The organism is Streptomyces sp. DvalAA-14 (assembly GCF_900091855.1).
GTDB lineage: Bacteria > Actinomycetota > Actinomycetes > Streptomycetales > Streptomycetaceae > Actinacidiphila.
Genome location: NZ_FMCH01000375.1, coordinates 26,667 through 47,576, shown reverse-complemented (window position 1 = coordinate 47,576; position 20,910 = coordinate 26,667). Strand labels below are relative to the sequence as shown.

Below are 20,910 nucleotides of genomic sequence, written 5' to 3'. Positions count from 1 at the left end.
GTGGCGCGGGCGGCAGCAGGCCGCCGGCGGCCAGGTGGCGTTCGAAGGCCGCGGCGTCGTCGTGTGCGTGGCTGCCCGCGAGTTGGGGACAGGTGCGGGCGAACGCGGCGAAGGCCTGCAGGTAGGTGTCGCCCAGGGCGAGGCCGAGCCAGGGGTGGTGGGCGCGGGCGGCTCGGGCCCGCTTCTCGAGCAGGGCCCGGGACTGGACCCGTATCCGGTCGGCGTCGAAGCCGGGCGGGATCTCGCCGGCGCCGACGAGGGCGGCGAGCAGTGCAGCCTGGGCGGCGGCGAGCGCCGCGCGGGGTTCACCGCCGGGCACGGGCCCGGCCGGTGGCGACGGCGGCGCGGACGGCGCCCAGTTCGGCGGCGAGTTCGGCGTCCGGCGGGTAGTCGCCGTCGCGTTCGAGGAGGACGCCGGGCACCGGGGCGCGGGCGGCGAGTTCGGTGAGGAGGGCGAGCACCGCTGCGGTGACGGGATGGGTGTGCGAGTCGTGCCAGACGCCGTCCCGTTCGACGCCGCCGGCGACATGGACGTAGGCCAGCCGTTCCAGTGGCAGCCGGTCCAGCACGGCCAGCGGATCGGTGCCGAGATTGACGTGGGCGGTGTGCAGGTTGGCCACGTCCACCAGCAGGAACACCCCGGTGCGCTCGACCAGTTCGGCCAGGAACTCCCCTTCCGACAACTCGTCGTCGGGCCACGCCAGCAGCGGTGCGATGTTCTCCAGGGCGAGCGGTACGGGCAGTCCGCCGCGCGCGATCCGTACGTTCTCGGCGAGCACGCCCAGCGCGTCCCAGGTCCGCGGCACCGGCAGCAGGTGCCCGGCGTTCAGGCCGCCCGCCCGGGTGAACGCCACGTGCTCACTGACCAGCGGTGCGCCCAACGCCTGCGCGCACCGGGCCAGATGGGCCAGCCGCGGACCCTCCGGCCGCTCGGCGCCGCCCAGCGACAGCGACACCCCGTGCGGCACCACGGCGGCCCCTCGCCCGCGCAGCGCGACCAGCGAATCCGGCAGCCGCCCCGGATCGAGGTTCTCGGCGACGACCTCGACGAAGTCGATCCCCGGCAGTCGCTCCACGGTCAGATCGATCTCCGCCCGCCATCCGATGCCGACCCCCAGCGCCCCGATCGGCCCGTCCGCTCCCCCGGCCGCCGACGGCTCGCCGGGCCGGCGCTCAGCCGCCGCAGCCGCCACCGCCGCCCCCTCCACCGCAGGAGCCACCACCGCAACCGGACGCCCCGCCGCAGGAGTAACCGCTGGAGCCGCCGCCACCGGACGCCGAGGAAGCGGCGAGGGAACCGTAGAGCGCCGAGCGCAGGGTCGCGTCCTCGACACCGGCCGCGCCCAGCACGGCGACACCCAGAACCGCGGCCGGTACCGCGGCCGGTACCGCAGTCGGTACGGCGGCCCCTGTCGCGGCGTAGAAGCCGTGGCGGCGGCGGTCGGAAGCCGAACGCGCCCGCGCGGAGTCCCGCGCCCGCACGCCGGCCGTGGTGAGCCGCGATCCCCTCGCCGCCGGCACCAGCAGCATGAGCAGGAGGACCGCTGTGCCAATGAGAGCGCCGGCCAGGAACCCGACCGGCCGGTGCAGCCGGACGCCGTTGACGAGCCGGGCCACGCCGACCGCGAAGACGAGCGCCGGCAGCAGCGCGGTGGCGCGCACCGCCCGCCGCCGGGCCGATCCGAGGACGAGGCGCCGGGCGACGGCCGACGCGGTGACCGCCCGCACCGCCGCCGAGGGGGCCGCCAGGCGGCGCACGCCGCCGATGTTGGTGCTGCGCACGTATTCGACGCAGCTCAGGACGGCCTGTTGGACCGGGTCGTCGGGCGTGCCCCGTCCGCACGAGGTGATCGTGTGATTGCGGGCCACCCGCAGGCGGTCCTCGGCCACGAGCGCCTGGACGGCGGTGTCGACGACCCGCGCGGCGCCGCCGCTGAGCAGCGCGAGGGTGTAGACGTCCACCGGGTCGCTGTCCGTCCGCCGCGCCCACAGCAGGACCCGCCGGATCAGCAGGGCCAGCGCCCAGGCGACCAGCAGCGCAACCGCGTACACCTCGAGGAACCGCGGGCCGCTCAGACCCCAAGGCTCGTTCACGTCGTCCTCCCCCGAAGAAGGCGAACCGCCCCGACAACAGCAACCACGCCCACCCGACCCCGATGGTTCCGGGCTGCCGCGACCGCGGCGGCGCACCCGGCCGGACCGCCCTCCACCAGCAGCCCACCCCTCAAACCGGGCCCCTGCTGCCAAGTTCAGAGCCCGGAAGGCCAACAAACTCAGCTTCCCGCGCGCTGCGCGCGAGGCTGCTCCCCCGCCCAGCACCCCACCGCGCCATCAGCACCTCGAACCCGCAGGCCCGTACGCCGACCCCTTCGGGCCGGTCGACGCGCTGCCGGCACGGTCACGCTGAAACGGCCCGGTGCCGGCCCCCGCCCCGGGAGCGGAGGCATCGGCTGGCAGCGGCGACCGCCGGCCTGTTCCCGATGGGACTTGTGCCAACCGGCTGTGGGAGCGAGAGCAACTGCCTGCAGCGGTGCGGTGCCGCGGCCGTGCTCGACGAGCTGGAAGTGGGGTAGCCGTCGGTCCCTCCGTGTCGGCTCAGCTGGGCACCCGCGGGGTTCGGGTGCCGGTTGGCCGGCTCGACGAAGCGGTGCTGCGCCGGCTCCTCGGGCAGGACAGCGGAAGATGCCGGGCCCTCGAGGAAGTAGCCGAAGCGTGGGTGCGGTGCTTCGAAGGCACCGAGCTGCTCGAAGAATTGCTCCCTCGTCCAGTCGTCCCGTCGTCCAGTTGCCCGGGAAGCGGATCACGTGGCGCTCGATCCGGCCGCGCAGTCTGCTGGTCGCGGCGGCCCATCCGCCGAGCGGATCGCTGTCCAGGTGCCACAGTCGGTCCGGCAGAGCCATGAAGCGGTCCGGGCGGCCGAGGTGATCAGAAGGATCGAAGCCCCTGGCCAGCTCGCGCCTGGTCCGGCTCGGGATCTGCACGTGATGGCGGCCGAGCCACAGAACGTCCTGCGACGCCATGCGTTCGGCCTGGTCCGGCTTCTCCTGCTCAAGAACCGCGTCGGCGATGTCCGGCAGGCGGTCGTCGGGGCAGGCGTCCAGGCCGGCCACCAGCCGCCCGTGCTTGGTGTCGCCCCGCACCCGGCGGGGGAAGGCCGGGGACTTGCGGGATCGGCCCCCGGGATCGGTCCTGCCGCCGTCAGTCCTGACCGGGTTCGGCGAGCCGGGCCAGGGCCAGCGCGTGGGCGCGGTCCAGAGCGTCGGCAGCCTCGCACGGGACGTCCGGACGGACCCCGGTACCTTCCCAGTTGGTCCCCGAGACCGGATTGACGGCGCGGCCGACCGGGATCGTGGCCTCCAGGTGCGGGTGCACGGTCCAGCCCTCGCGCGGGTGCGCGCCCCCGCCGGTCCGCTCCCCGACCACCTGCGCGCGGCCCAGCTGTTGGAGGTCGTAGCTCAGTTCCTCTCCCCCCGAGAAGGTGCGGCGGCCGGTGAGCACGTACAGCGGCTTCGTGCCGCCGAAGCGCGGCCCGGGCACGTACGGCTGGGTCCAGGACTGCTCCTGGCGGTCGTTCTCGCGCCAGTGCATGGTGTTGAGGTGGGTGCGCTCGTCCAGCAGGTGGCTGCAGACGAAGGCCACCGTGTCGGGGTCGCCGCCCCGGGTGCCGCGCAGGTCCAGGATCAGCGCGCGGGCCCGGGACACCAGCCCCAGGGCGGCGCTGAGCGGCTCGGCGGCCCACCCGACAGGGAACAGCACCGGGCCCAACTCCAGCAGGGCAACCTCGCCGGACATCAGTTCCAGCCGTGGCACACCGCCCAGCGAGGCGTCGAAGTCCCGTCGCAGCGCGGCCAGCGTCGCCTCGCCCTGTCCGGCCGGGACGGGTTGTGCGTGGTGGAGCAGCCGCAGGTGGCGGTCACCGTTGGACGATTGCAGATCCGCTGTGACCAGGGCGGCCAACTCCTCGGCGGATGCGGTGGCGTAGGCGCCGTCCGCGAGCCGCCGGCGCAGCAGCCCGGCCAGTTCCCCGGCGACGTCGGGGAAGACGTAGTGGTCCAGGAGGAGGGCCGCGGTCTTCTCGACGACCGTCGAGGGGGACAGCGGTAGCGGCGCCGGTGGCTGTACCCGGAGCCGGTCGTGGTCCAGTCGGTCCTGCTGATCCTGCGGCTGCGGGGGCTGCTGGCCAGGGCCCTGGTCCTGGTCCTGGTCCTGGCTCTCGTTCTCGTTCTGGTTCTCGTCCGGTTGCCGGGGCGAGTGCTGTGCGGGAGTCGTCATGCGGAGGAGTAGAGCAGGGTGCTTGTCAAAGCGTCAAGAGTTTTAGACACTTAGCCCCATGGCCGAAGAACCCGGGAACCGGGCGCACCAACTGGACGCGCAGCACATCGTCGAGCCCGCGCAGTTCGCGGCGCTCGCCCACCCCCTGCGGCAGCGCCTGCTCTTCGCACTGGGCCACCGCCCAAGCACCATCAGCCGCCTCGCCGTCCAGCTCGAAGCCGCCAAGGGCAGCGTGGCCCACCACCTCAAAGTCCTGCGGGACGCCGGGCTCGTCCAGGTCGCCGAGACCCGCCAGGTCCGCGGCGGCACCGAGGTCTACTACCGGCGCAGCGCCCGGCGCCTGATCGTCCCCGATCCCCGCCCGGAGGGCACAGCGGCGATGCTCACGGCGGTAGCGCAGGAACTGGGCCGGTCCCCGGACGAGACCGCCCTCAGCCTCCGCCACCTGCGGCTGCGTCCCGAGGCCGCCCGCGAGCTGGCCGAAACCCTCACCCGGCTGGTGGACGAGGCGCAGGACGACGAGGGGGAGCAGGACGGCCCCGAACCCCCCTCCTACGGTGTCCTGGTGACGGTCTACCAGCTGGCCGGGGAGCAGGCGCAGCCGGACTGACGCAGGACACCGACCGGCTCTTCCCGGCTGCCGGAGCCCTCGCCAGGGTGTGCGGATGACTTCCGCGGACAGCTCCACCGGGTCCGGCGGACGGATCGGGCCCGAGCAGTTCCACGAGACCGAAGACTGGAGGACTGGCGGGTACTGGGCGAGGGCGCATGCGCGTACTTCCGCACCGGATCGTTCGCCGCCGGTGCCCGCTTCGTGCTGGCCGCCGGCGACCCGATCGGCCCCGAGGACCACCACCCCGACCTCGACCTGCGGCAGGACGGGGTGGCCGCCCCCGCCGGTGCGGCGGCTCCGGCCGACCGGGAACTGCACGTCGCCCTGCACCGGGCCGTCGCCAGCCTGACCCCGGCACCCGAGGTCAGTGCCGTCGGTGGTTGAGCACCCCGATGAGGGTGGCGAGGTCGGCGGCGCCGGCCGGGTCGTCGGCGTAGCGGGTGGTCTGGAGCGGGCCGACCTCGGGAAGGACGATGTCCTCGCGGGCCAGGACGTGCACCAGGGTCAGCAGGGCGGCGCGGGCGTTGCCGTCGGTGAAAGGGTGGAAGAACGCCACGTCGAGGTAGGCGCGGGCCGCGCGGGCCGCCGGCGGGATGTCCGGGTCGGTCGTGTCGCGCAGGCAGGAATCGAAGTCGGCCCGGGTGTTCGGGGTCAGTCCGTAGCGTTCGCGGCCGGCCTTCGCACAGGCGTCACTCGTGCGGAAGGGTGCCTCGGCTGCGCCCAGGACCTCGCGCTGCCAGCCGGCCAGCAGGGCGAAGTCCAGCGGGGTGCGGCGGCCGGCGTCGGCCCGGGCCAGGGTGTGGGCGGCGAGCAGACGTTCGGCGCGAACGGGGTCGCGCCGGCGCACCGGCCCTTCGCACCAGGCCCGGAAACCGTCGCGAGCGGCCGGATCCCGCCGCAGGACCGGTGCCTGACGCCAGTCGGCTTCACGGCGCACGCGCAGCCAGACCGCGAGGCTGTCAGTCGTGGCCATGGAGATCCCCCAGCGCCTCCCCCTCACGGTGGTCCCGGTTGGGGGTCTGGCCGGTGAGGCCGGCGGCGAGGTCTTTTCCGACGGATGCGATCAGCTTCCGTTTAGGGGTGGTCCAGCTCTCGAACCGGCCGCCGATCGCGCTGTTCACCGCTCGCGCGGCTTCGGCCCGGTCCGTGCCGGTGGTGATGAGGTACCAGCACAGCACCATCGAGGCCTTCCCGTACCAGCCGCCCTCCGAACCCGTGCCCAGCGCGTACGTCACGAGCCGGACGCAGGCCCGCTCCAGGTGCCGGCCGCGGTCCTCGGGTGCGGCGTCCGGCGGCGGCGCCAGTTCGGCGAAGCGCCGAGCCGCCCGCTCCAGCCACTGCCGCCACTCCAGCAGCGCCGCTACGACGCGTGCCGCGGTTGCGTCGGGGGTCGTCACCGACTTCGCTCCGACCCAGCTGCCGATGGGCCCGCCGTCGTGGCGGGACCAGCTCCATCCCCAGGCCCAGGCGCCGTACCGCTCCCGGATGACCCCGTCCACCTGCCTCTCGCACCAGCGTTCCCCCTCCCACCAGCCGGCCCTACCGGAAGGCACCGGCGGCACCCACGCGCCGACCAGCAAGCGGAGCCGCGCCTCCTCGGCCCCGTCCCAGGCGAACGAATGGCGGACGGGGTCCAGTTCGTCCCAGTCCCGCATGCCCTCGGCACGAAGACCCCCGGGCGCGAACGATATTCCGAAACCGCACCTCGGCGCGGCCATGCGCGCGGTCCGTCACTGCGCACCACGTGTCAGCGGAACGCTGACGTGCTTGGTCGCGGCGCTGAGCAGCCACAACCCGGCCGCCAGCCCGGGCGGTGGCCCGCTTCTGGCGCAGCGCCCGGGTCTCCGCCGACCGCCGGGTGCCCGGCCCGAGGGCGTCCGCGATCCGCCTCCGCGAGACCCGGCAGCCGGGCTGCACGGATCAGATCCCGCTCCAGCGTGTCCGGGTCGCTACACAGCCGCGCGTTGTTGCTTGAGCCGCTGAAGCCGTGTGACCTGGACAATTCCCCTTGTCTGATTGTCCAGCACGCTTCTCGCTGGACAATTTCGGCTCTAGAGATGGGAGGACACAACCAGGAGCTCTGAGGCGGATGAAGGACCTCGGCTGTTGGTGACGACGAAAGGGAACACGTGAGACGTTCACTGCTCGTTACAGGAAGCGCGCTCGCCGGCCTGCTGCTCCTTGGCTTCTCGCCGGTCGCCCAGGCGGCCACGACCCCTCCGGGCGGCGGAGGCGGCGGGACAACCGTGTACGTAGCGACATACGGCAACTGGGCGCTGTGCCAGGCAGCGGGGCTGCTCGAGATACGCGGTTATCAGGCGGTCGCCTACGACTGCCTGAACACCGGCACCGGCTCGTACCTGCTCTACATCGCGCCGAGCTGAACCACCATCCGCATCGCCGATGCCTGACCCGCACCGCGCAACCAGCCAGACGGGATTGACGGGCACGTACGCGATCCTGTCCGTAGCGAACGGCGAGTCCGTGACCGCGGAGGTGGACGACACCGGCAACAACTACGGCATGCTCCGCGCCCGATCCGCGACCATCGGCCCCTGGGAAACCTCCAACTAGGGCTGACCGGGACGCGGCACAGTACCTAGAGACCATCGAGACCGGGACTGAGGCGAGCCGACGGCCACGCCCGGGAACGCGCTGAGAATCCGGCGGCATCGCGGTGACGTTGTCAGCCGACTACGTCACCGCGATCAGTCCCGATGAGCCCCACGGGCTCACCACCGGGAACGCTCCCCCGCCGCGCCCGGACCACGCGGACGCAGCCCGCGTGCCCTGCACCGCCTGAGCCTTGTCAACGACCCGGACCCCACCAGCGCGCCCGGTGAACTGGCCGGGCCGGTGCGCGTTGTGAAACACGCCCTACTGGGCTCCGGGAAGCAGCGGGCGCATGAAAGTGCGCTCGTAGCGCAGCACACAGCCGCTCTCGTCCCTGATGCGGTCCGCTTCGATGAACTCGGGATCCCTGCCGAACAGGGTCCGGTACTCCTCGTACGCGGCGAGGCTGGGAAAGCTGAACAAGGCGAACGCCTTGTCGCTGGCGCCCTCCGCCGGCAGGAAGTACCCGTGGTGCGTACCGCCGTGCCGGTCGACCAGTTCCATCCAGCGGCGCCCGAAAGCCTCGAACGCCTCGATCTCCGCCGGATCGATCACGTACTCGACCACGCAAGTAATCATCCTGCGAGGCTAGCGCCCGCTCACCATGCCCTCCCCCGCGGGCGCTGCAGCCCACCGGGTGAGTCGTCCGGGCAGTCTCCGGAAGCGGTGGTCGGGGAAGGCCGCGGTTCCCCTCCCCCCCCCGCCGTTCCGCGGACGACCGTGAAGGCGCCCTATGCGCCGCGTCGGCGCGCCGGCACGTCAGTGTCCAGCGGCGCCGCACGTTGTCCCGGTCCTCCTTGACACCCGTCAGCTTCAAGCCCCCGGACTCGATGGCAGCGATCTACCCGCTGCGTACGTCCACAGCGGAAGAGAGGAGCCTGTGAACGCAGGTGTCGACACCCGGGTTCCGAGCGGCAACCGCCGCCTCGGTCACGCGCCCGCGCCCCCATATCTGCTGCAGCCCCGCAGTCGGCGACAACCTCAGCCCAAGCAGCCGGCGGCTCCAGCGCAGTGTCCGCGCTTCCCGCGGAGGCAAAGGATACTGCGCGGTGTTTCGGCGGTTCAGCGTTGCCGTCCTTCCGCACCCTCAGTGCGGCGCAGTGCAAGCGTGAAGGCCCCGGCGGAGCCCGCGAACAGTGCGGCGCCGGCGATCGACCATGCCAGCCGCAGACCCGTCAGATCTCCTGCGAGCAGGTTGACGAGGACTCCGGCAACGTAGATCGCCGCGCCCGCCAACCAGATCCGCACTGCCAAGCGGCAACGGTCCTCGAGGGTTCGCCCACGGACCGGGCGACCCCCACCTCGGGGGGCGGGCTTGTTCACCGAGGGCTCCATGCCTCCCGTGTGCCCCGCGCCGGGCAGACAACAACCAGGACGGCGAGAGAGGGGCCGGCCAGGACTCAGGACCGAATGGCCAGCGCGAGTATCACCGCGGCTCCCACCATCTGAACGACTCCGGTTATCCGGAGGAGTCGTGAGTAGTTCTCAGGAGCCAGCGCAGCCGGCGGGTGCCGTTTCCAGAGTTTGAAGCCCCTGTTGCGCCGCGGGATGAGCTGGGGCCATATGACCTGGACCACGCTTACGGCGAGGATGAGCCACATGACCGGGATGAAAACAGGGTCACCATGGAGAATCATGCTGGGAGGGTAGGCCGTAGCCCGGCCCGGGGACCAGCAGCCCGGCGGTCAGTGCCACTGAGCCGATACGGGACGCGGAAACGACTCCGAGCCGGCCCCGGCTACGAACCACCGCTACCGGCGTGCTCCCGCCGCAGGACCTCGTTGCGGCGCACAGCCGCCCAACTGCTGACCGTCATCGAGCCCCACAGCAGCACCTTCCACAGTGCTCCCAGAATGCTTCCGGCGCTGGGATGGTCCACAGCCACGTAGACCAGTCCAGCCACACCGACGACGGCAAAAACCAGAAGAACCCATCGAGCCCACTTCAGACAGTGGAACAACCACGAAGGAAGCGGGGCGGGCGGGGAGCTGAGAAGGCTCATACACGCCTCCTGCCCCTCCAGGCCGGAAGATAAAGAACAAGCTGAGTTCCCGTTTGAGTGGTGTGGGTGGATGGATGACGGTGTCGAGGAGGGCCCGGGCTTCGAGAGGGTTGCCACCTCAATACCCGTACCCGTTGCAGCACTCGGAGTCATGCCACGGCGTGAGCTCGTGACGAAGATCAACCATCGCGGGGGAGGCGGTAAATCCAGGTGTGCCCCACCGACCGCCCCCGGTATCGTGCGCCGGCATGGCATCGGAACTGGAACGCCCGCCGCTCCAAGCGGATGAATCCACTGCGCTCATCGGGTGGTTGGACCTGCAGCGGCAGATCCTGCGCTGGAAATGCGAGGGGCTGAGCGAAGCGGACGCGCACCGCCCGGTCATCGCGACATCACCGCTCATGACGATGGCCGGACTGATCTCCCACATGCGCTGGACCGAGCACATGTGGCTGGAGGTGCTGTTCCTCGGCGGCGACGAGAAGCAGAACCCGTCCTTCGACGAGTCGAGCGAAGACGCCGACTGGCACACCGACGGCCGCCCCCTCGCCGAGCTCCTCGCGGAGTACGAGGCCCAGTGCGCCCGCAGCAACGAGATCGTCGCCGCGGCCTCCCCCGGCGATGTCGGCCGCCACCCCGGCTTCCGCTCCGGCAGTGCGAATCTCCGCTGGATGCTGATCCACCTCATTGAAGAGACGGGGCGGCACGCTGGGCACGCGGACGTCGTCCGGGAGTTGCTCGACGGCACGAAGGGATATTACTAGCCTGGCCCGCCCCGGCGAGGTCTCAGGTCAGGCCGGTGGTGCGGTCGCCCAGCCGTTGGCCACCGAAATGAGCGCGCTCGCCAGCTGCGCGGACTGCATCGCGATCTCCTCAGGGGGAGAGGGCCGCCCGCGCTCAAGCCACCAGGTGATGGACTGGGTGAACATCGCCCCGAGCACCGTGGCCGCCAGTCCGTCGGGCGGCGAGGCGGGCGCCGACTGGCCGGGGCGGGCCGGTGGTTGGAGCGCCTCCGGTACCAGGAGGTGCTCCTTGACCATGTCCGTCAAGGACGCGCGCATCTTGGCCGCGAACCAGGTGCTGCCCTTCTTGCCCAGCAGCGCGGCGTAGAAGCGGTGGTACTGGTCGATGTGCTCGAAGAACGCCACCCAGCGCGCGGTGGCCGGCTTGGCGTCGCCCTGGTCGGTGGCCGCGCCCAGCAGTGCGTCCAAGGCGTCATCGAAGATCTGCTCGGCCAGGTGGAACTTGTCGTGGTAGTTGCGGTAGAACGCCGCTCTGCTCACCATCGCCCGTTCGGTGATCTCCCCGACGGTGAGTCGGTCGAAGCCGCGCTCCTCGATGAGCTCTATGAGCGCGTCGCGCAGCAGTTTGCGGGTGCGGCGCACCCGGACGTTCGCGGTGGCCGGTGCGGCGGACTGAGACACTTCGCGCTCCTTGTCCCGAACGAAACACGACGGACGATCTGATCCTTGTCCTCCTGCGGGTGCCTCGGAAGGCTGGTCACCGCACAGACTGCCCCGCCTGAGACAGGCTGTCTCGCAAGGGTGAGGGTGTCAATCGGTTGCCGAAGTCACTGAGGAGCCACCCCCCGTGAAAGCCATTCGTGTCGGAGAGTTCGGCCCACCGGAAGTCCTCCGGGTCGAGAAGGTCGACGATCCGAGCCCGTCGGACCGTCAGGTCCTGGTCGAGGTCAAAGTGGCCGGGGTCACCTACGGCGACATCATCGTCCGATCCGGTCGCTACCCCTTCCCCGTTCCGTACGTGCCCGGTCTCGAGGTGGGCGGCACGGTCGTGGCGGTCGGACCGGGAGTCGACCCGGCCCTGGGCGGCAAGCGGGTCGTGGCCAGCACCGTCGGCATGACCGGCGGCTACGCCGAGTTCGCCCTCGCCGAGGCTGACAACACCTACGAGGTCCCCGAGGAATTGTCGCTCGACCACGCCGTCGCGGTGTTCCAGGCCGGCGCCATCGCCGTCGGTCTGGTGTCCGCGCTCGGGGTCGGCAACGGCGACAGCGTCCTGATCACCGCCGCCGCGGGCCGGATCGGCTCCCTGCTGGTGCAGCGCGCCAAGGCGGCCGGCGCGGGCATCGTGGTCGCGGCTGTCGGCGGCGCGCGGAAGGCCGCCGCCGCGGCCGAGTTCGGCGCGGACGTCGTGGTCGACTACAACGCTGCCGACTGGGACGCCGAGGTCAAAGAGGCCACCGGCGGCCGCGGTGCGGACATCACCCTCGACGCCGTCGGCGGTGAGATCGGCGCCCGGGCGCTGAAGGCCACCGCGGACGGCGACGGCAGGTTCGGCCTGTACGGCTTCACCTCCGGCAGCTGGGTCGAGTTGGACGCGCACCAGATCGGGCGGCGCGGCATCACCGTCGTCGGCGCTCTTGGCATCACCTTCGCCAAGCCCGGCCAGGAGCAGCGCGCCGATGTCGCGGAGGCGCTGCAAGCGGCGAGCGCCGGCAGGCTCGTCCCGCGCATCCACGGCAGTTTCCCGCTGGACCGCGCCGCCGAGGCGCACGCCGTCGTGGAAGGCCGCGGAAACATCGGCGCCGTCCTCATCAACCCATGACGGCCCGAAGCGCTTGGGGGCGCCGGCTATGCCGTCTGATCCGTGCGGATGATGCGCGGGTTACCCGGCTGACCAGAACCAACGACCCACGGCCGGTCACGAAGGCGTGGAACGGTCCGTGCTTGCCGGACCCGGTTCGGGAGATGCTGGTTCATTGGAGGCCGCGAGCGTGCCCAGCAGGGCGAACGCATCAGCGGCCGGGGTCTGCGCGTCGACGTGATAGACGACCATGGTCTGGCCGTCGGTGCCGGCGACGATCAGCTTCTCCCGATGCAGCACGATCTCGCCGACCTGGGGGTGCTTCATCCGGGCGGGGCCGCCGCTGGGGCGCACGACGTCCTGGCGGGCCCAGAGCCGGCGGAAGTGCTCGCTCTTGAGTGACAGCTCGCCGATCAGGGCGACCATACGTGGATCGTCGGTCTCGGTGCCCATGGTGGCGCGGAGCTGGCCGACGGCCGCCGCGGTGGCCTGCTCCCAGTCCTCGTGCAGGTCGATCTCGGCGGGGTCGAGGAACGCGGCGAGCAGTCGGTTCACGCCGGGTCGCATGTTGGGGGAAAGGGTCTGTGCCATCCGGTTCGCCGCGAGCACGTCGAGATAGCGGTTCTGGACGAAGGCCGGCATGGGCAGGGCGTGCAGGAGCGACAGGGTACCGGCTGGAACCTTGTCCGGCGCACGGGTGCGCCGCCGCGGCCTGGGCCGCGCAAGGCCGTGGAGGTAGGCCAGCTGATCAGTGTCGAGGTGCAGGACGCGCCCGATGGCTTCGAGTACCTGGACCGAAGGTGTGCGGTCGCGGCCCTGCTCCAGGCGGAGGTAGTAGTCGGTGCTGATGCCGGCGAGCATGGCGACCTCTTCGCGGCGCAGGCCCGGGGTGCGCCGGTGGCCCAGGCTCCGCAGCCCTACGTCCTCCGGCCGGATCTGCTCACGGTTCGCACGCAGGAAATCACCCAGTGCGTTCGGAGCGGTCGGCGTCTGCACGGTGCCCAGTGTAGGCAATGTGACCACTGGTGTGAGTGTCCCTGATTGTCCTAGGAAGATGTCAGCACTCCCTGCCGGTGAGGTCCCGCGGCAACCTGGTGAGTGCCCGGTGCGGATCGTCGATCCGAGCCGCACGGGGGCCAACGTCACGAGAGCCGTCACGAGAGCCGTCACGAGAGCCGTCACGAGAGCAAGGAGCAGCATGATGAAGCAGGTGAAGCTCGGTGGTCTGACTGTCTCGGCCGAGGGTCTGGGCTGCATGGGAATGAGCTCGGTGTACGGCGACGCCGACTGGGACGATTCCGTGGCCACGATCCAGCGGGCCGTCGACCTGGGTGTCACGCATATCGACACCGCCAACGCCTACGGCCAGGGTCACAACGAGGTCCTTGTGGGCCGCGCGGTCGCCGGCCGCCGGGACGAGGTCACCATCGCCACCAAGGTCGGAATGGATTTCACCACCGGTCGCGGCAAGGTCGTCATCAACAACGACCCCGACTACATCAAGGCCGCCGCCGACGCCTCGCTGCTACGCCTGGGCACCGATCGCATCGACCTGTACTACCTCCACCGGGTCACTCCCGACATCCCCCTCGAGGAGTCGGTCGGCGCCATGGCGGAACTCGTCGCCGAGGGCAAGGTCCGCCACCTGGGCCTGTCCGAGGTCAGCGGCGAGCAGTTGCGGACGGCGTACGCGGTTCACCCGGTCGCGGCGGTGCAGAGCGAGTATTCGTTGTGGACGCGCGACCCGGAGACCACGGTCGCCGGTGTGGCCGCGGAGCTGGGGGTGGGTCTGGTGGCCTACTCCCCGTTGGGGCGTGGCTTCCTGACCGGAACGGTCGACGCGGGCGCGCTGGCCGCGAACGACGGGCGCCGCCGGCTTGCCCGGTTCACGGTGGAAGCCGCCGCCGCCAATCAGGCGATCGCCGACGCGGTGAAGGACGTCGCCGAGGCCAAGGGTGTGACGGCGGGACAGGTCGCCCTCGCCTGGGTCGCCGCCCAGAGCGGGAAGCTCGGCACCCCGGTGGTCCCGATCCCCGGCACGAAGCGAGTCAAATGGCTGGAGCAGAATGTCGCGGCTCTCGACATCGAGTTGAGTGCTGAGGACCTCGCGGCCCTGGACACCCTGGCCGCCAACGTGGTCGGCGCACGGTACTGAAGCGGAACGATCGTGCCGAACAGAGGCAGTGGCCGCCACCCTCGCGGCCGTTCTCGACCTGCTTGCGGTCACCTGGCTGATGGTCGGCGCGGCCGCCCGTGTCGATCCCGGCGAGGCGAGCACTCCCCGCACCTCCCTGGCTCTGAGCCGGCGGCGGACGCTCACGGCGGCCGGGGCGCTCGCCCTCATGGTCGCACCCTTCGTTGCCGTCCCCGTCGTCGCCGAGGCGGTCGCCGGGCACCTACCGTAACCGGGGTCCACCCGTCGCCCCGGCGCTGCGCCTGGCCGATTCGCCGCCGCGGTCACCGTCGTGCTCGCCCTGGCCGCCTCGCCGTGGGCCGGCTACCTCGCTACCCGCGCCTTCCTCGCCGCCCGCCGCCGCCTTCCTGGCATCTCGCCGCCGCCTTCCTGGCATCTCGCCGGTTTCCTGGCCGGCGCCCACCGGCGCGCCGTTCTCCGCCAGGTCGGCAGCGTCTACCAGTTCCGGCACGCCAAGCTCCGCGACCGGCTGGCCGAGCGCCAGGGCGCGGCGGAGCCCGGTGTGCCCGACTGAGCATGGTTTCGGACTGCCTGCGGGACCATGTCTGGTCCTGTCCGGTCCTGTCGGGTCATGCCGCACCGGGCGGCGGGGTCCAGGGCGGGCGCGGCAGGCGACGAAGTCGGGGGCGACTGGTTCCGGGGTGCTCATCTCGCCTCCCGGCATGCGAAAGTCCCCGGCTCGGTGAGCGCGGGGCCTGGGTTTCCGGGCTGGGTGTCGCCGGATCTCAGGACGAGGGGCAGACCGACCTCTTGAGGAAGTCGCGGCCGTTGGAAAGAAGCACTGCCGGGTCGGCGGCGATCACCGGGTCGAAGGAGCTGACGTCAGCGGCCAACCATGTCGCGACCCCCGGGTCGTCTGTGCCCGTGTCGACGTGGGGAGTTGTCGTGCTGCTCGGAGCAGATGCTGACGCACGGCTCGGAGCGACCGCTGCCATGCTGATCGGAGCGGTCGTCGCGGGGGCGCTGCGGTGTGGGTCGCCTCTTGCTCCGGGTGGAGAGGCATCAGGTCGGCGTGGGCGACAGCGTGTCGCTCGTTGCCCGGGCGCTTCCGAGCCCACTCCGCGTTGCCAGGACCCCAGCAACCCCTGGCGCCGTAACCCCGCGCGCCCGGGGGCTCGCCATGCAGTGGGTCCCGTCATTCGCCGGGATCACGAGTGCCCCTCTGACGGCTCGGCCGCGGGTCCGCCACCGCGGTGGGCCGCGTGCGTGCCCCACCGCGACGCGAACGCACCACCCGGACCGGCCGTACCGCAGGCCGCCGACCGCCGTCCTGGGCGGCCTCCGTACCTGGGTCGTCCGGGTCGGCAGCAGGAGGCCGTCTGCGGACCACCGTGACGACGAGGGCAGCAATGGCGCTCACGGATACCGCGAGCCCTCCCAGACCCGTGATCGCGCCAGCCACCCACCGCCATGCCCGGGTCCAGGAGAATCCGCGGCCGTTGTCCTCGGGCGCCGCAACATCGACGCGGACGGTCACGGGCGGCTTCTCAACGAGCACGGTGTTGCTGTCACGCAGATAGGCGGTCGCGGTGAAAGCGAGGCGTGCCTCCCCGGGGTTCCGCGCGCTCACGTCCCACATCCAGGTGGCCCTGTCGGTCTTCACCAGAACGTTCTGACGCTCCGACGACAACGGCACGCACGCGATTCCGGCGCCCGAGCAGTGCAGCTTCACCCCGATCTGCGCACCCGCCATCACCGGGGCTTGCGCCTCATCAGGCCCGACAGGGTGCCAGCCACCCAGGATCTCGACTCGGAACGACCGCGGCTCCCCGCCCGCCACGAGCGCCAGGCTCCCCACTTCGGTATAGACGAGTTGCCCCTGGAACAGCAGATGACGGGCCTGGTCGATCTCTTCGATGTACTCCCGTTGACCGTTGGTTCCCCCAACGCTTCTGGGCGGGTTGCCGTCGGGCCCGAACAGAGCCTGCCCGACCGCCCCCGCCAACAGGGAAGCCGCCAGGGCGACGGTCCACATGAGCAACGCGTACTGCCAGTTGGGGAGATCCCGCAGCCGCTGCCGCCTCCAAGGTGCCGCACCCATGCTTCCTCCGCGCAGGTTGAATGCTGCTGAGCCTGCCGGATACCGTTCCCGTGGGCTGCTCCATGCTGTCCCATCCGGACTGCCGAGCGCTGCCATTCACCCGAAGACGCGGTGGCGGCGATCCGGCGCAGCCAGCTCCGTTTTGACGGAGAGCCAGGTCCGGAAGACGGCGCTGAGCCGGGGCAGCGCGCGCTCATGTCGGCGCCCGCGTCATTGCGCTCTGGCTCGGCCACGCCGGGGTCCGATCCACCGACGCCCGTATCCACACCGCCATGACCATCTGCGACACTCCCCGTGTGATGACGCCCAGAGAACTGCGCGAGGCGTGCCCGCCCGGTGGAGGTCCTTACGCCTGCCCCTGTTGCAGACTCCTGACCCTGGACGCCCGCTGCACGTGGGAGATCTGCTCCGAGTGCGGATGGGAGGACGACGGCCAGGACGACCTGAACGCCGACGAAGTATGGGGCGGTCCCAACGGATCGGAGAGCCTGACCGGTGCGCGCGAAAGCTACGCTCAGTACAGCGCTGGGGCGAGAGCTGCGGATGAGGATTCACTGGTGAACGGCGGCAAAGGTGCTTGGTGGGCACCCTCGGCGCGAATGATGCGCGACATGGGTCACTCAACCTGAGTGCTCGAGTCCTCCTCGCGCATGGACTTCGGGCGAGAGGGGGAGACCTTTTCCGACGACATCGTCGCGGCCGCGATGATCGACCGCTCAGTCCATCACGCCGAGGTCCCGACCCCGACCGGCGACTCCTATCGGACCCGCCAGCAACGCGAACTCCCGGCGAAGGAGAACCGGGCGCACCATGAGTGAGCCCCATCAATCGCGCCGGTCGGCCGAGCGATAGCTGTGCTTTCGCCCTTCGCGGTCCTCGAACTCGACGCTGAAGGACAAGCCGATCCCCCGCACGAGCCCCCAGCAGCGCAGTTACGCGATCGGGATCCACGAACCCGCTGAAAACGACGGGCTCCCGCAGAGTCAGTTCAAGTTCCGCGCACTCGTTCTCGACCAGGAACTCGGTCCAGCTCGATCGGCGGACCCTCCAGCCGAGTTTTAGCTGCGTCGCGCCGGTGTCTTTGAACCCCAGGACAGCCGACACCGGCCTATACGGTGAACGCGAACCACTGGTTGGCTGATGAACCGCGGAGATACAGGTGCCGTCCCCGTCCAACGGGTAGCGCGTATCGCTTCAGTGGTGCGCCGTCGGGGCGGGTGAGCTGCGCTTCTTCGATCAACACCACGTCGTGTCCCTTCATGCGGCAGCGGTGGAGCCGGTCGTGCTGGCGGTCCCCGCCGAGCATGACGATCTCCTCGCCCTGTACAGCCATCCCCAGGGGAGCAGCTACGGGCGACTTCCGGATGCGGGTTTGCCCGTTCGTGCGGACCTCCAACAGGGGGAAGGTCGGGTGGTAGCTGGCCCAGGCCACGTCGTCTTCGACGTTGAGGGCATAGACCGTATCGATGTGTTCGACGCCCTCGGGAGGCGAGTATCGCCACTCCCTGCGTCCTCCACTGTCCCAGCGCACCAGACCGGCGAAGCTGATGGGGTCGGCGTAGACGCCTTCGTCGGCGTAGGCGCTCCATACATGGTTCCGCCGGTCCGCGATCAGGAACTGCATCGCACGGCCCATCTCGAAGGAATGTCTGCTGCGGCCGTCCCGGCCGTATATCTGCGCAACGCTCTCTCCCCCGGGGCCGCGACCCTGAACGATGAGCCGTCCGTTGGGCAAGGTGTCCACATGGCCGGCCCGCACGCCCACACCGTGCAGGGTCCGCTCTTGTACGGTGCCGCCGTCGCCGGTGACAAGCAGCGCGTCATAGGGGTAACTACGGGGTCCCGGATACGGACTTCCGTACGGATGGGGTGTGAGTTCCGCATCGGGGCAGATCAGCCAGAGGGCCCTGCCCCATGCGTCCACCGTGGTTGCCAAGACCTTCCGATGGTCGTACTGCCGCGGCAACAGTGCGTGAAGACGCAGTGCCACCTTTCTCAAGAGATCACCTCGCGGGCGAGCAAGCCTGGTCCGGCCATGGTGGCACACGGCAAGACCGGCCATCTGCCATCACCGGCTGCTTGCTGACCCCCAGACAGCAGAGGTTCAAACGCAAGCTCGGACAGTGGGCGGGTGATCGGGGAAGGAGACCGCGTACTGCGGGTCGCGGGTCGTGGTGATGCGGACGTGACGCAGGAGTTCGCGGATGATGCCCGCATTGCCCATGGCCCAGCCGGTGGCGGGAGGAAGGTCGCTGGGCGTTTCGCGGTGTTCGTGGTTGGACCAGCGGACGCCGTCGGTGTCGGTCGTCGCGCGCGCCGCGAGGTCGGCGACGAGAATGTCGGCAAAGTCGCGCCCGTCGCCGTGTTCGACCTGACGGTCGCAGGCGAGGGCGAGGACGCCGGCGGTGCCGCAGCAGCGGCCGTTGTTGTCCCAGAAGCCGGGGCGGATCCGCCGCGGGACACCGGAGTTGACGACGGTGTGCCAGCAGCGGTCGGCGAGGACGGGCCAGGCGGGGGCGTCGGGCAGGACACGGCTCAGGAGGCGGAACACCTGGGCGTCGCCGGCCGGGCCGTGGCACCAGCCGTAGCTGTAGCGTTCGCTCTTCTCGTGCTGCTGTTGCGGGTCGGAGTGCGGGACGAGGAAGCCGTCCGGGCCGGCCTCGTTGCGGGAGACGACGTCGGCGGCACCGGCAAGCGCGAGGTCTACGAGGTCAGGGCGGTCGGCGGCCCGGCCCACGGCGGCGAGCGCATAGACGATGCCGAGAGTGCCGTGTGACAGGTGGTGCAAGCGCGGAACGGCGCCGGCCCGGAACTCCCACTGAACGCCTGCGGTGGTGGGTTCGGCGGTGCCTGGGTAGCGGCCGACGGCAAGCTGGGCGAGGTCCAGGTCGCCGCACCACAGCGCCGCGAGCGCGATGCCGGCGTTGCCGACGATCAGTTCGTAGCGGTCGTTCCACCCCGCGCCGTCGTAGCGGGACCGCAGGACGTCCAGGGCTCGGTTGGCGGCCTCCCCCGCCGCGGTGTCGCCGAGCACGCGGTGCACGCCCCTCAACGCGACAGCCATTCCGGCTACACCGGTGTACAGACCGCTGTACTCCCAGTCGTCCACCGCGGCGGCAACGCTGCGGACACCGCGCAGGGCCGCGTCCGCGTACCGGTCGTCGCCGAAGTGACGCCACGCGTCGAGGAGGGTCGGCAGCACACCCGAAGTCCCGCTGTACAGCGTCGGGTTGAACTCGTCGTCGTCCAGCGTTCCCGGCCAGGTCAGGCCGCCCTCGACGTCCTGAGCCGCCTTCAAAAGCCACTCGAGGGCCCCGACGGCGAGCGACTCCGCGTCATCCGGTGCACTGATGGTCACCGCCCCAGGCTTCCACAGAGCCGGGCCACCCTACGACCCGCATCAATCCACGCCGCCCCATCTGCTCGCCGAAGGGACACGGTGACCCGTCGGCGAACGCTCGTCTTGTCGGACAACCGTGAGTTGACCTGCTGCTTCGGGGTTGACGACGTGGGCGTACGGGCCAGCGACTGGGACTCCCTGCCCAACGGACGGCTTATCCGCTTCGGCAAACTCAGTCGCCGCACGATAAACGACGACGACCCTGCCGGAGCCGAATGCCTGGAAGATGCCGTCGCCCCCGCTGTGCACCTAAGGGCTGTGCCGTAGTCCCCGGCGGGTCTGGCCGCCGAGGGCGGCATCGGCGTCGAGGCCCCGTGTCCGGGCGGTCCGCCGGAGAGGACGGTCAGAGCGAAGGAATTCAGCCCGTAATGGGTGCGGCGGGTGGGGTGCTCGAAATTGAGCCACATCAGCAGTTCGGTGTCCTGTCGCACCGCGCACGCGAGTTGCCACTGCCCTTCACGTCCAACGCCTTGGCACGAACAGTGCGGTCACGCGCGCGGCGGGCCTTGGCGTAGAGGGCGGGCCAGGATGGCCTGCCCCCAGGGGCGCAGGCCGTCGCCACCAACTCGCGGACGTCGGCGACGACGCGCAGGGCCTGCTCGCTCCGCACCCGCCCCGAACGGTGCACGTCACGCCGCGACGGCGCCCCCAACGGCGGTACCGGGGCGGCTACCGCTATTCGTTGTGCGCCGGTGGCATCATCAGGACATGGCTGTGATCGAGGTCGTTCAGGGTGACATAACGCTCCAGGAGACGGACGCGATCGTCACCGCGGCGAACGAGTCACTCATGGGCGGAGGCGGCGTGGACGGTGCGATTCACCGAGCGGCGGGGCAACGCCTGGCGGACGCGGGTGCCGCAATCGGTCCCTGCGAGCCGGGCGACGCGATGGCGACGCCGGCCTTCGATCTCAATCCGCCGGTGAAGCATGTGATCCATACGGTCGGCCCGGTCTGGGAGGGCGGTCACTACGCCGAGACCGAGGTGTTGGCCTCCTGCTACCGCCATTGCCTTGAGATCGCCGATGAACTGGGCGCGAAGAGCGTCGCGTTTCCGGCGATCGCCACCGGCGTCTACGGGTTCCCGGCTGAGGAAGCTGCGCGGATCGCCGTCGCCGCCCTCAGGTCCTCGTCGACCGGCGTCGAGCAGATCAAGCTCGTAGCCTTCGACCAGCAGGCGCATGACCTGCTGGTCGCCGCCCTCGCTTCAGGCACTACAAGTCCTGGCTGAC

Annotated in this window: 24 protein-coding genes and 2 pseudogenes; 12 read left to right on the top strand and 14 right to left on the bottom strand. The window is 70.8% G+C overall.

Features of this window, described 5'->3' with window-relative positions:
- The 4 genes and pseudogenes from GA0115240_RS19565 to GA0115240_RS19555 form a co-directional block, all read right to left on the bottom strand.
- Window positions 1-1,127 (bottom strand): annotated as a pseudogene (locus GA0115240_RS19565) (DUF692 domain-containing protein); the annotation flags it as partial.
- A gap of 46 nt (window positions 1,128-1,173) precedes the next feature.
- Entirely contained in the window at window positions 1,174-2,094 is a 921-nt protein-coding gene (locus GA0115240_RS19560; RefSeq protein ID WP_161302303.1) for a TIGR04222 domain-containing membrane protein, read from the bottom strand.
- A 304-nt stretch (window positions 2,095-2,398) separates the two neighbouring features.
- A pseudogene (locus GA0115240_RS39310) lies at window positions 2,399-2,767 on the bottom strand (hypothetical protein); the annotation flags it as partial.
- A gap of 431 nt (window positions 2,768-3,198) precedes the next feature.
- Window positions 3,199-4,272: a S41 family peptidase gene (locus GA0115240_RS19555; RefSeq protein ID WP_093737979.1), complete on the bottom strand. Its 1,074-nt coding sequence runs from the start codon at window positions 4,270-4,272 to the stop codon at window positions 3,199-3,201.
- A gap of 58 nt (window positions 4,273-4,330) precedes the next feature.
- On the opposite strand from GA0115240_RS19555, the gene GA0115240_RS19550 reads away from it, so the two are divergent.
- A complete protein-coding gene (locus GA0115240_RS19550) occupies window positions 4,331-4,882 on the top strand; it encodes an ArsR/SmtB family transcription factor (RefSeq protein ID WP_093737977.1) in 552 nt (183 codons plus the stop codon).
- 204 nt (window positions 4,883-5,086) lie between these two features.
- Entirely contained in the window at window positions 5,087-5,269 is a 183-nt protein-coding gene (locus GA0115240_RS37005) for a hypothetical protein (protein ID WP_176725114.1), read from the top strand.
- Here the strand turns inward: GA0115240_RS37005 and GA0115240_RS19540 are convergent.
- Window positions 5,250-5,858 carry a Fic family protein gene (locus GA0115240_RS19540; RefSeq protein WP_202451548.1) on the bottom strand — a complete coding sequence of 203 codons (609 nt, stop codon included), beginning with the start codon at window positions 5,856-5,858 and terminating at the stop codon, window positions 5,250-5,252. The genes GA0115240_RS37005 and GA0115240_RS19540 overlap by 20 nt on opposite strands.
- Window positions 5,845-6,540: a hypothetical protein gene (locus tag GA0115240_RS19535; protein ID WP_093737975.1), complete on the bottom strand. Its 696-nt coding sequence runs from the start codon at window positions 6,538-6,540 to the stop codon at window positions 5,845-5,847. Before GA0115240_RS19535 ends, GA0115240_RS19540 begins: the two co-directional genes overlap by 14 nt.
- 591 nt (window positions 6,541-7,131) lie before the next feature.
- On the opposite strand from GA0115240_RS19535, the gene GA0115240_RS37000 reads away from it, so the two are divergent.
- Window positions 7,132-7,269 carry a hypothetical protein gene (locus GA0115240_RS37000; protein WP_161302301.1) on the top strand — a complete coding sequence of 46 codons (138 nt, stop codon included), beginning with the start codon at window positions 7,132-7,134 and terminating at the stop codon, window positions 7,267-7,269.
- Window positions 7,270-7,288: 19 nt separating this feature from the next.
- Window positions 7,289-7,459 carry a hypothetical protein gene (locus GA0115240_RS36995; RefSeq protein ID WP_161302300.1) on the top strand — a complete coding sequence of 57 codons (171 nt, stop codon included), beginning with the start codon at window positions 7,289-7,291 and terminating at the stop codon, window positions 7,457-7,459.
- Between the two features lie 303 nt (window positions 7,460-7,762).
- Here GA0115240_RS36995 and GA0115240_RS19530 read toward each other — a convergent pair whose 3' ends face one another.
- The 3 genes from GA0115240_RS19530 to GA0115240_RS36990 form a co-directional block, all read right to left on the bottom strand.
- Window positions 7,763-8,077 carry an NIPSNAP family protein gene (locus GA0115240_RS19530; RefSeq protein WP_093737973.1) on the bottom strand — a complete coding sequence of 105 codons (315 nt, stop codon included), beginning with the start codon at window positions 8,075-8,077 and terminating at the stop codon, window positions 7,763-7,765.
- A gap of 483 nt (window positions 8,078-8,560) precedes the next feature.
- The gene (locus GA0115240_RS19525; RefSeq protein WP_141708897.1) at window positions 8,561-8,752 is read right to left on the bottom strand and encodes a hypothetical protein; all 192 of its coding nucleotides are present in this window, start codon (window positions 8,750-8,752) and stop codon (window positions 8,561-8,563) included.
- 484 nt (window positions 8,753-9,236) lie between these two features.
- Window positions 9,237-9,401 carry a hypothetical protein gene (locus GA0115240_RS36990; protein WP_161302298.1) on the bottom strand — a complete coding sequence of 55 codons (165 nt, stop codon included), beginning with the start codon at window positions 9,399-9,401 and terminating at the stop codon, window positions 9,237-9,239.
- Between the two features lie 347 nt (window positions 9,402-9,748).
- On the opposite strand from GA0115240_RS36990, the gene GA0115240_RS19515 reads away from it, so the two are divergent.
- Window positions 9,749-10,264: a DinB family protein gene (locus tag GA0115240_RS19515; RefSeq protein WP_093737967.1), complete on the top strand. Its 516-nt coding sequence runs from the start codon at window positions 9,749-9,751 to the stop codon at window positions 10,262-10,264.
- Window positions 10,265-10,291: 27 nt separating this feature from the next.
- On the opposite strand, the gene GA0115240_RS19510 is transcribed toward GA0115240_RS19515, so the two are convergent.
- Entirely contained in the window at window positions 10,292-10,924 is a 633-nt protein-coding gene (locus GA0115240_RS19510; protein ID WP_093737965.1) for a TetR/AcrR family transcriptional regulator, read from the bottom strand.
- Between the two features lie 166 nt (window positions 10,925-11,090).
- Between GA0115240_RS19510 and GA0115240_RS19505 the strand changes: the two genes are divergently transcribed.
- Window positions 11,091-12,065 carry a zinc-binding dehydrogenase gene (locus tag GA0115240_RS19505; protein ID WP_093737963.1) on the top strand — a complete coding sequence of 325 codons (975 nt, stop codon included), beginning with the start codon at window positions 11,091-11,093 and terminating at the stop codon, window positions 12,063-12,065.
- 96 nt (window positions 12,066-12,161) lie between these two features.
- Here GA0115240_RS19505 and GA0115240_RS19500 read toward each other — a convergent pair whose 3' ends face one another.
- The gene (locus tag GA0115240_RS19500) at window positions 12,162-13,040 is read right to left on the bottom strand and encodes a helix-turn-helix domain-containing protein (protein ID WP_256069891.1); all 879 of its coding nucleotides are present in this window, start codon (window positions 13,038-13,040) and stop codon (window positions 12,162-12,164) included.
- A gap of 202 nt (window positions 13,041-13,242) precedes the next feature.
- Between GA0115240_RS19500 and GA0115240_RS19495 the strand changes: the two genes are divergently transcribed.
- From GA0115240_RS19495 to GA0115240_RS19485, 3 genes are read left to right on the top strand one after another with little or no spacing between them, the layout of a single operon-like run.
- On the top strand, window positions 13,243-14,199 hold the full coding sequence (locus tag GA0115240_RS19495; protein WP_093737959.1) for an aldo/keto reductase: 957 nt from the start codon (window positions 13,243-13,245) through the stop codon (window positions 14,197-14,199).
- 28 nt (window positions 14,200-14,227) lie between these two features.
- Window positions 14,228-14,449 (top strand): hypothetical protein, encoded by a 222-nt coding sequence (locus GA0115240_RS19490; RefSeq protein WP_093737958.1) that lies wholly within the window; start codon window positions 14,228-14,230, stop codon window positions 14,447-14,449.
- Between the two features lie 60 nt (window positions 14,450-14,509).
- Entirely contained in the window at window positions 14,510-14,752 is a 243-nt protein-coding gene (locus GA0115240_RS19485) for a hypothetical protein (RefSeq protein WP_093737956.1), read from the top strand.
- 621 nt (window positions 14,753-15,373) lie between these two features.
- On the opposite strand, the gene GA0115240_RS19480 is transcribed toward GA0115240_RS19485, so the two are convergent.
- Window positions 15,374-16,213: a hypothetical protein gene (locus GA0115240_RS19480; RefSeq protein WP_141708896.1), complete on the bottom strand. Its 840-nt coding sequence runs from the start codon at window positions 16,211-16,213 to the stop codon at window positions 15,374-15,376.
- A gap of 338 nt (window positions 16,214-16,551) precedes the next feature.
- On the opposite strand from GA0115240_RS19480, the gene GA0115240_RS19475 reads away from it, so the two are divergent.
- Together GA0115240_RS19475 and GA0115240_RS19470 are read left to right on the top strand one after the other, a co-directional pair.
- Window positions 16,552-16,908 (top strand): CPCC family cysteine-rich protein, encoded by a 357-nt coding sequence (locus GA0115240_RS19475; RefSeq protein WP_093737953.1) that lies wholly within the window; start codon window positions 16,552-16,554, stop codon window positions 16,906-16,908.
- Window positions 16,909-16,929: 21 nt separating this feature from the next.
- Window positions 16,930-17,097 carry an ATP-binding protein gene (locus GA0115240_RS19470; protein ID WP_272919917.1) on the top strand — a complete coding sequence of 56 codons (168 nt, stop codon included), beginning with the start codon at window positions 16,930-16,932 and terminating at the stop codon, window positions 17,095-17,097.
- Window positions 17,098-17,387: 290 nt separating this feature from the next.
- On the opposite strand, the gene GA0115240_RS19465 is transcribed toward GA0115240_RS19470, so the two are convergent.
- Entirely contained in the window at window positions 17,388-18,269 is an 882-nt protein-coding gene (locus GA0115240_RS19465; protein ID WP_256069893.1) for a hypothetical protein, read from the bottom strand.
- A gap of 114 nt (window positions 18,270-18,383) precedes the next feature.
- The gene (locus GA0115240_RS19460; RefSeq protein WP_346267956.1) at window positions 18,384-19,637 is read right to left on the bottom strand and encodes a lanthionine synthetase LanC family protein; all 1,254 of its coding nucleotides are present in this window, start codon (window positions 19,635-19,637) and stop codon (window positions 18,384-18,386) included.
- Window positions 19,638-20,387: 750 nt separating this feature from the next.
- Here GA0115240_RS19460 and GA0115240_RS19455 point away from each other — a divergent pair.
- Window positions 20,388-20,909 carry a macro domain-containing protein gene (locus tag GA0115240_RS19455; protein ID WP_093737951.1) on the top strand — a complete coding sequence of 174 codons (522 nt, stop codon included), beginning with the start codon at window positions 20,388-20,390 and terminating at the stop codon, window positions 20,907-20,909.
- Window position 20,910: the final 1 nt, after the last annotated feature.

Coding starts and splice junctions, on each gene's coding strand:
- GA0115240_RS19555 (WP_093737979.1), bottom strand. CDS start 4,272: ATGACGACTCCCGCACAGCACTCGCCCCGGCAACCGGACGAGAACCAG.
- GA0115240_RS19550 (WP_093737977.1), top strand. CDS start 4,331: ATGGCCGAAGAACCCGGGAACCGGGCGCACCAACTGGACGCGCAGCAC.
- GA0115240_RS19540 (WP_202451548.1), bottom strand. CDS start 5,858: ATGGCCACGACTGACAGCCTCGCGGTCTGGCTGCGCGTGCGCCGTGAA.
- GA0115240_RS19535 (WP_093737975.1), bottom strand. CDS start 6,540: ATGCGGGACTGGGACGAACTGGACCCCGTCCGCCATTCGTTCGCCTGG.
- GA0115240_RS36995 (WP_161302300.1), top strand. CDS start 7,289: ATGCCTGACCCGCACCGCGCAACCAGCCAGACGGGATTGACGGGCACG.
- GA0115240_RS19530 (WP_093737973.1), bottom strand. CDS start 8,077: ATGATTACTTGCGTGGTCGAGTACGTGATCGATCCGGCGGAGATCGAG.
- GA0115240_RS19515 (WP_093737967.1), top strand. CDS start 9,749: ATGGCATCGGAACTGGAACGCCCGCCGCTCCAAGCGGATGAATCCACT.
- GA0115240_RS19495 (WP_093737959.1), top strand. CDS start 13,243: ATGATGAAGCAGGTGAAGCTCGGTGGTCTGACTGTCTCGGCCGAGGGT.
- GA0115240_RS19480 (WP_141708896.1), bottom strand. CDS start 16,213: ATGTGGACCGTCGCCCTGGCGGCTTCCCTGTTGGCGGGGGCGGTCGGG.
- GA0115240_RS19475 (WP_093737953.1), top strand. CDS start 16,552: ATGACCATCTGCGACACTCCCCGTGTGATGACGCCCAGAGAACTGCGC.
- GA0115240_RS19470 (WP_272919917.1), top strand. CDS start 16,930: ATGGACTTCGGGCGAGAGGGGGAGACCTTTTCCGACGACATCGTCGCG.
- GA0115240_RS19455 (WP_093737951.1), top strand. CDS start 20,388: ATGGCTGTGATCGAGGTCGTTCAGGGTGACATAACGCTCCAGGAGACG.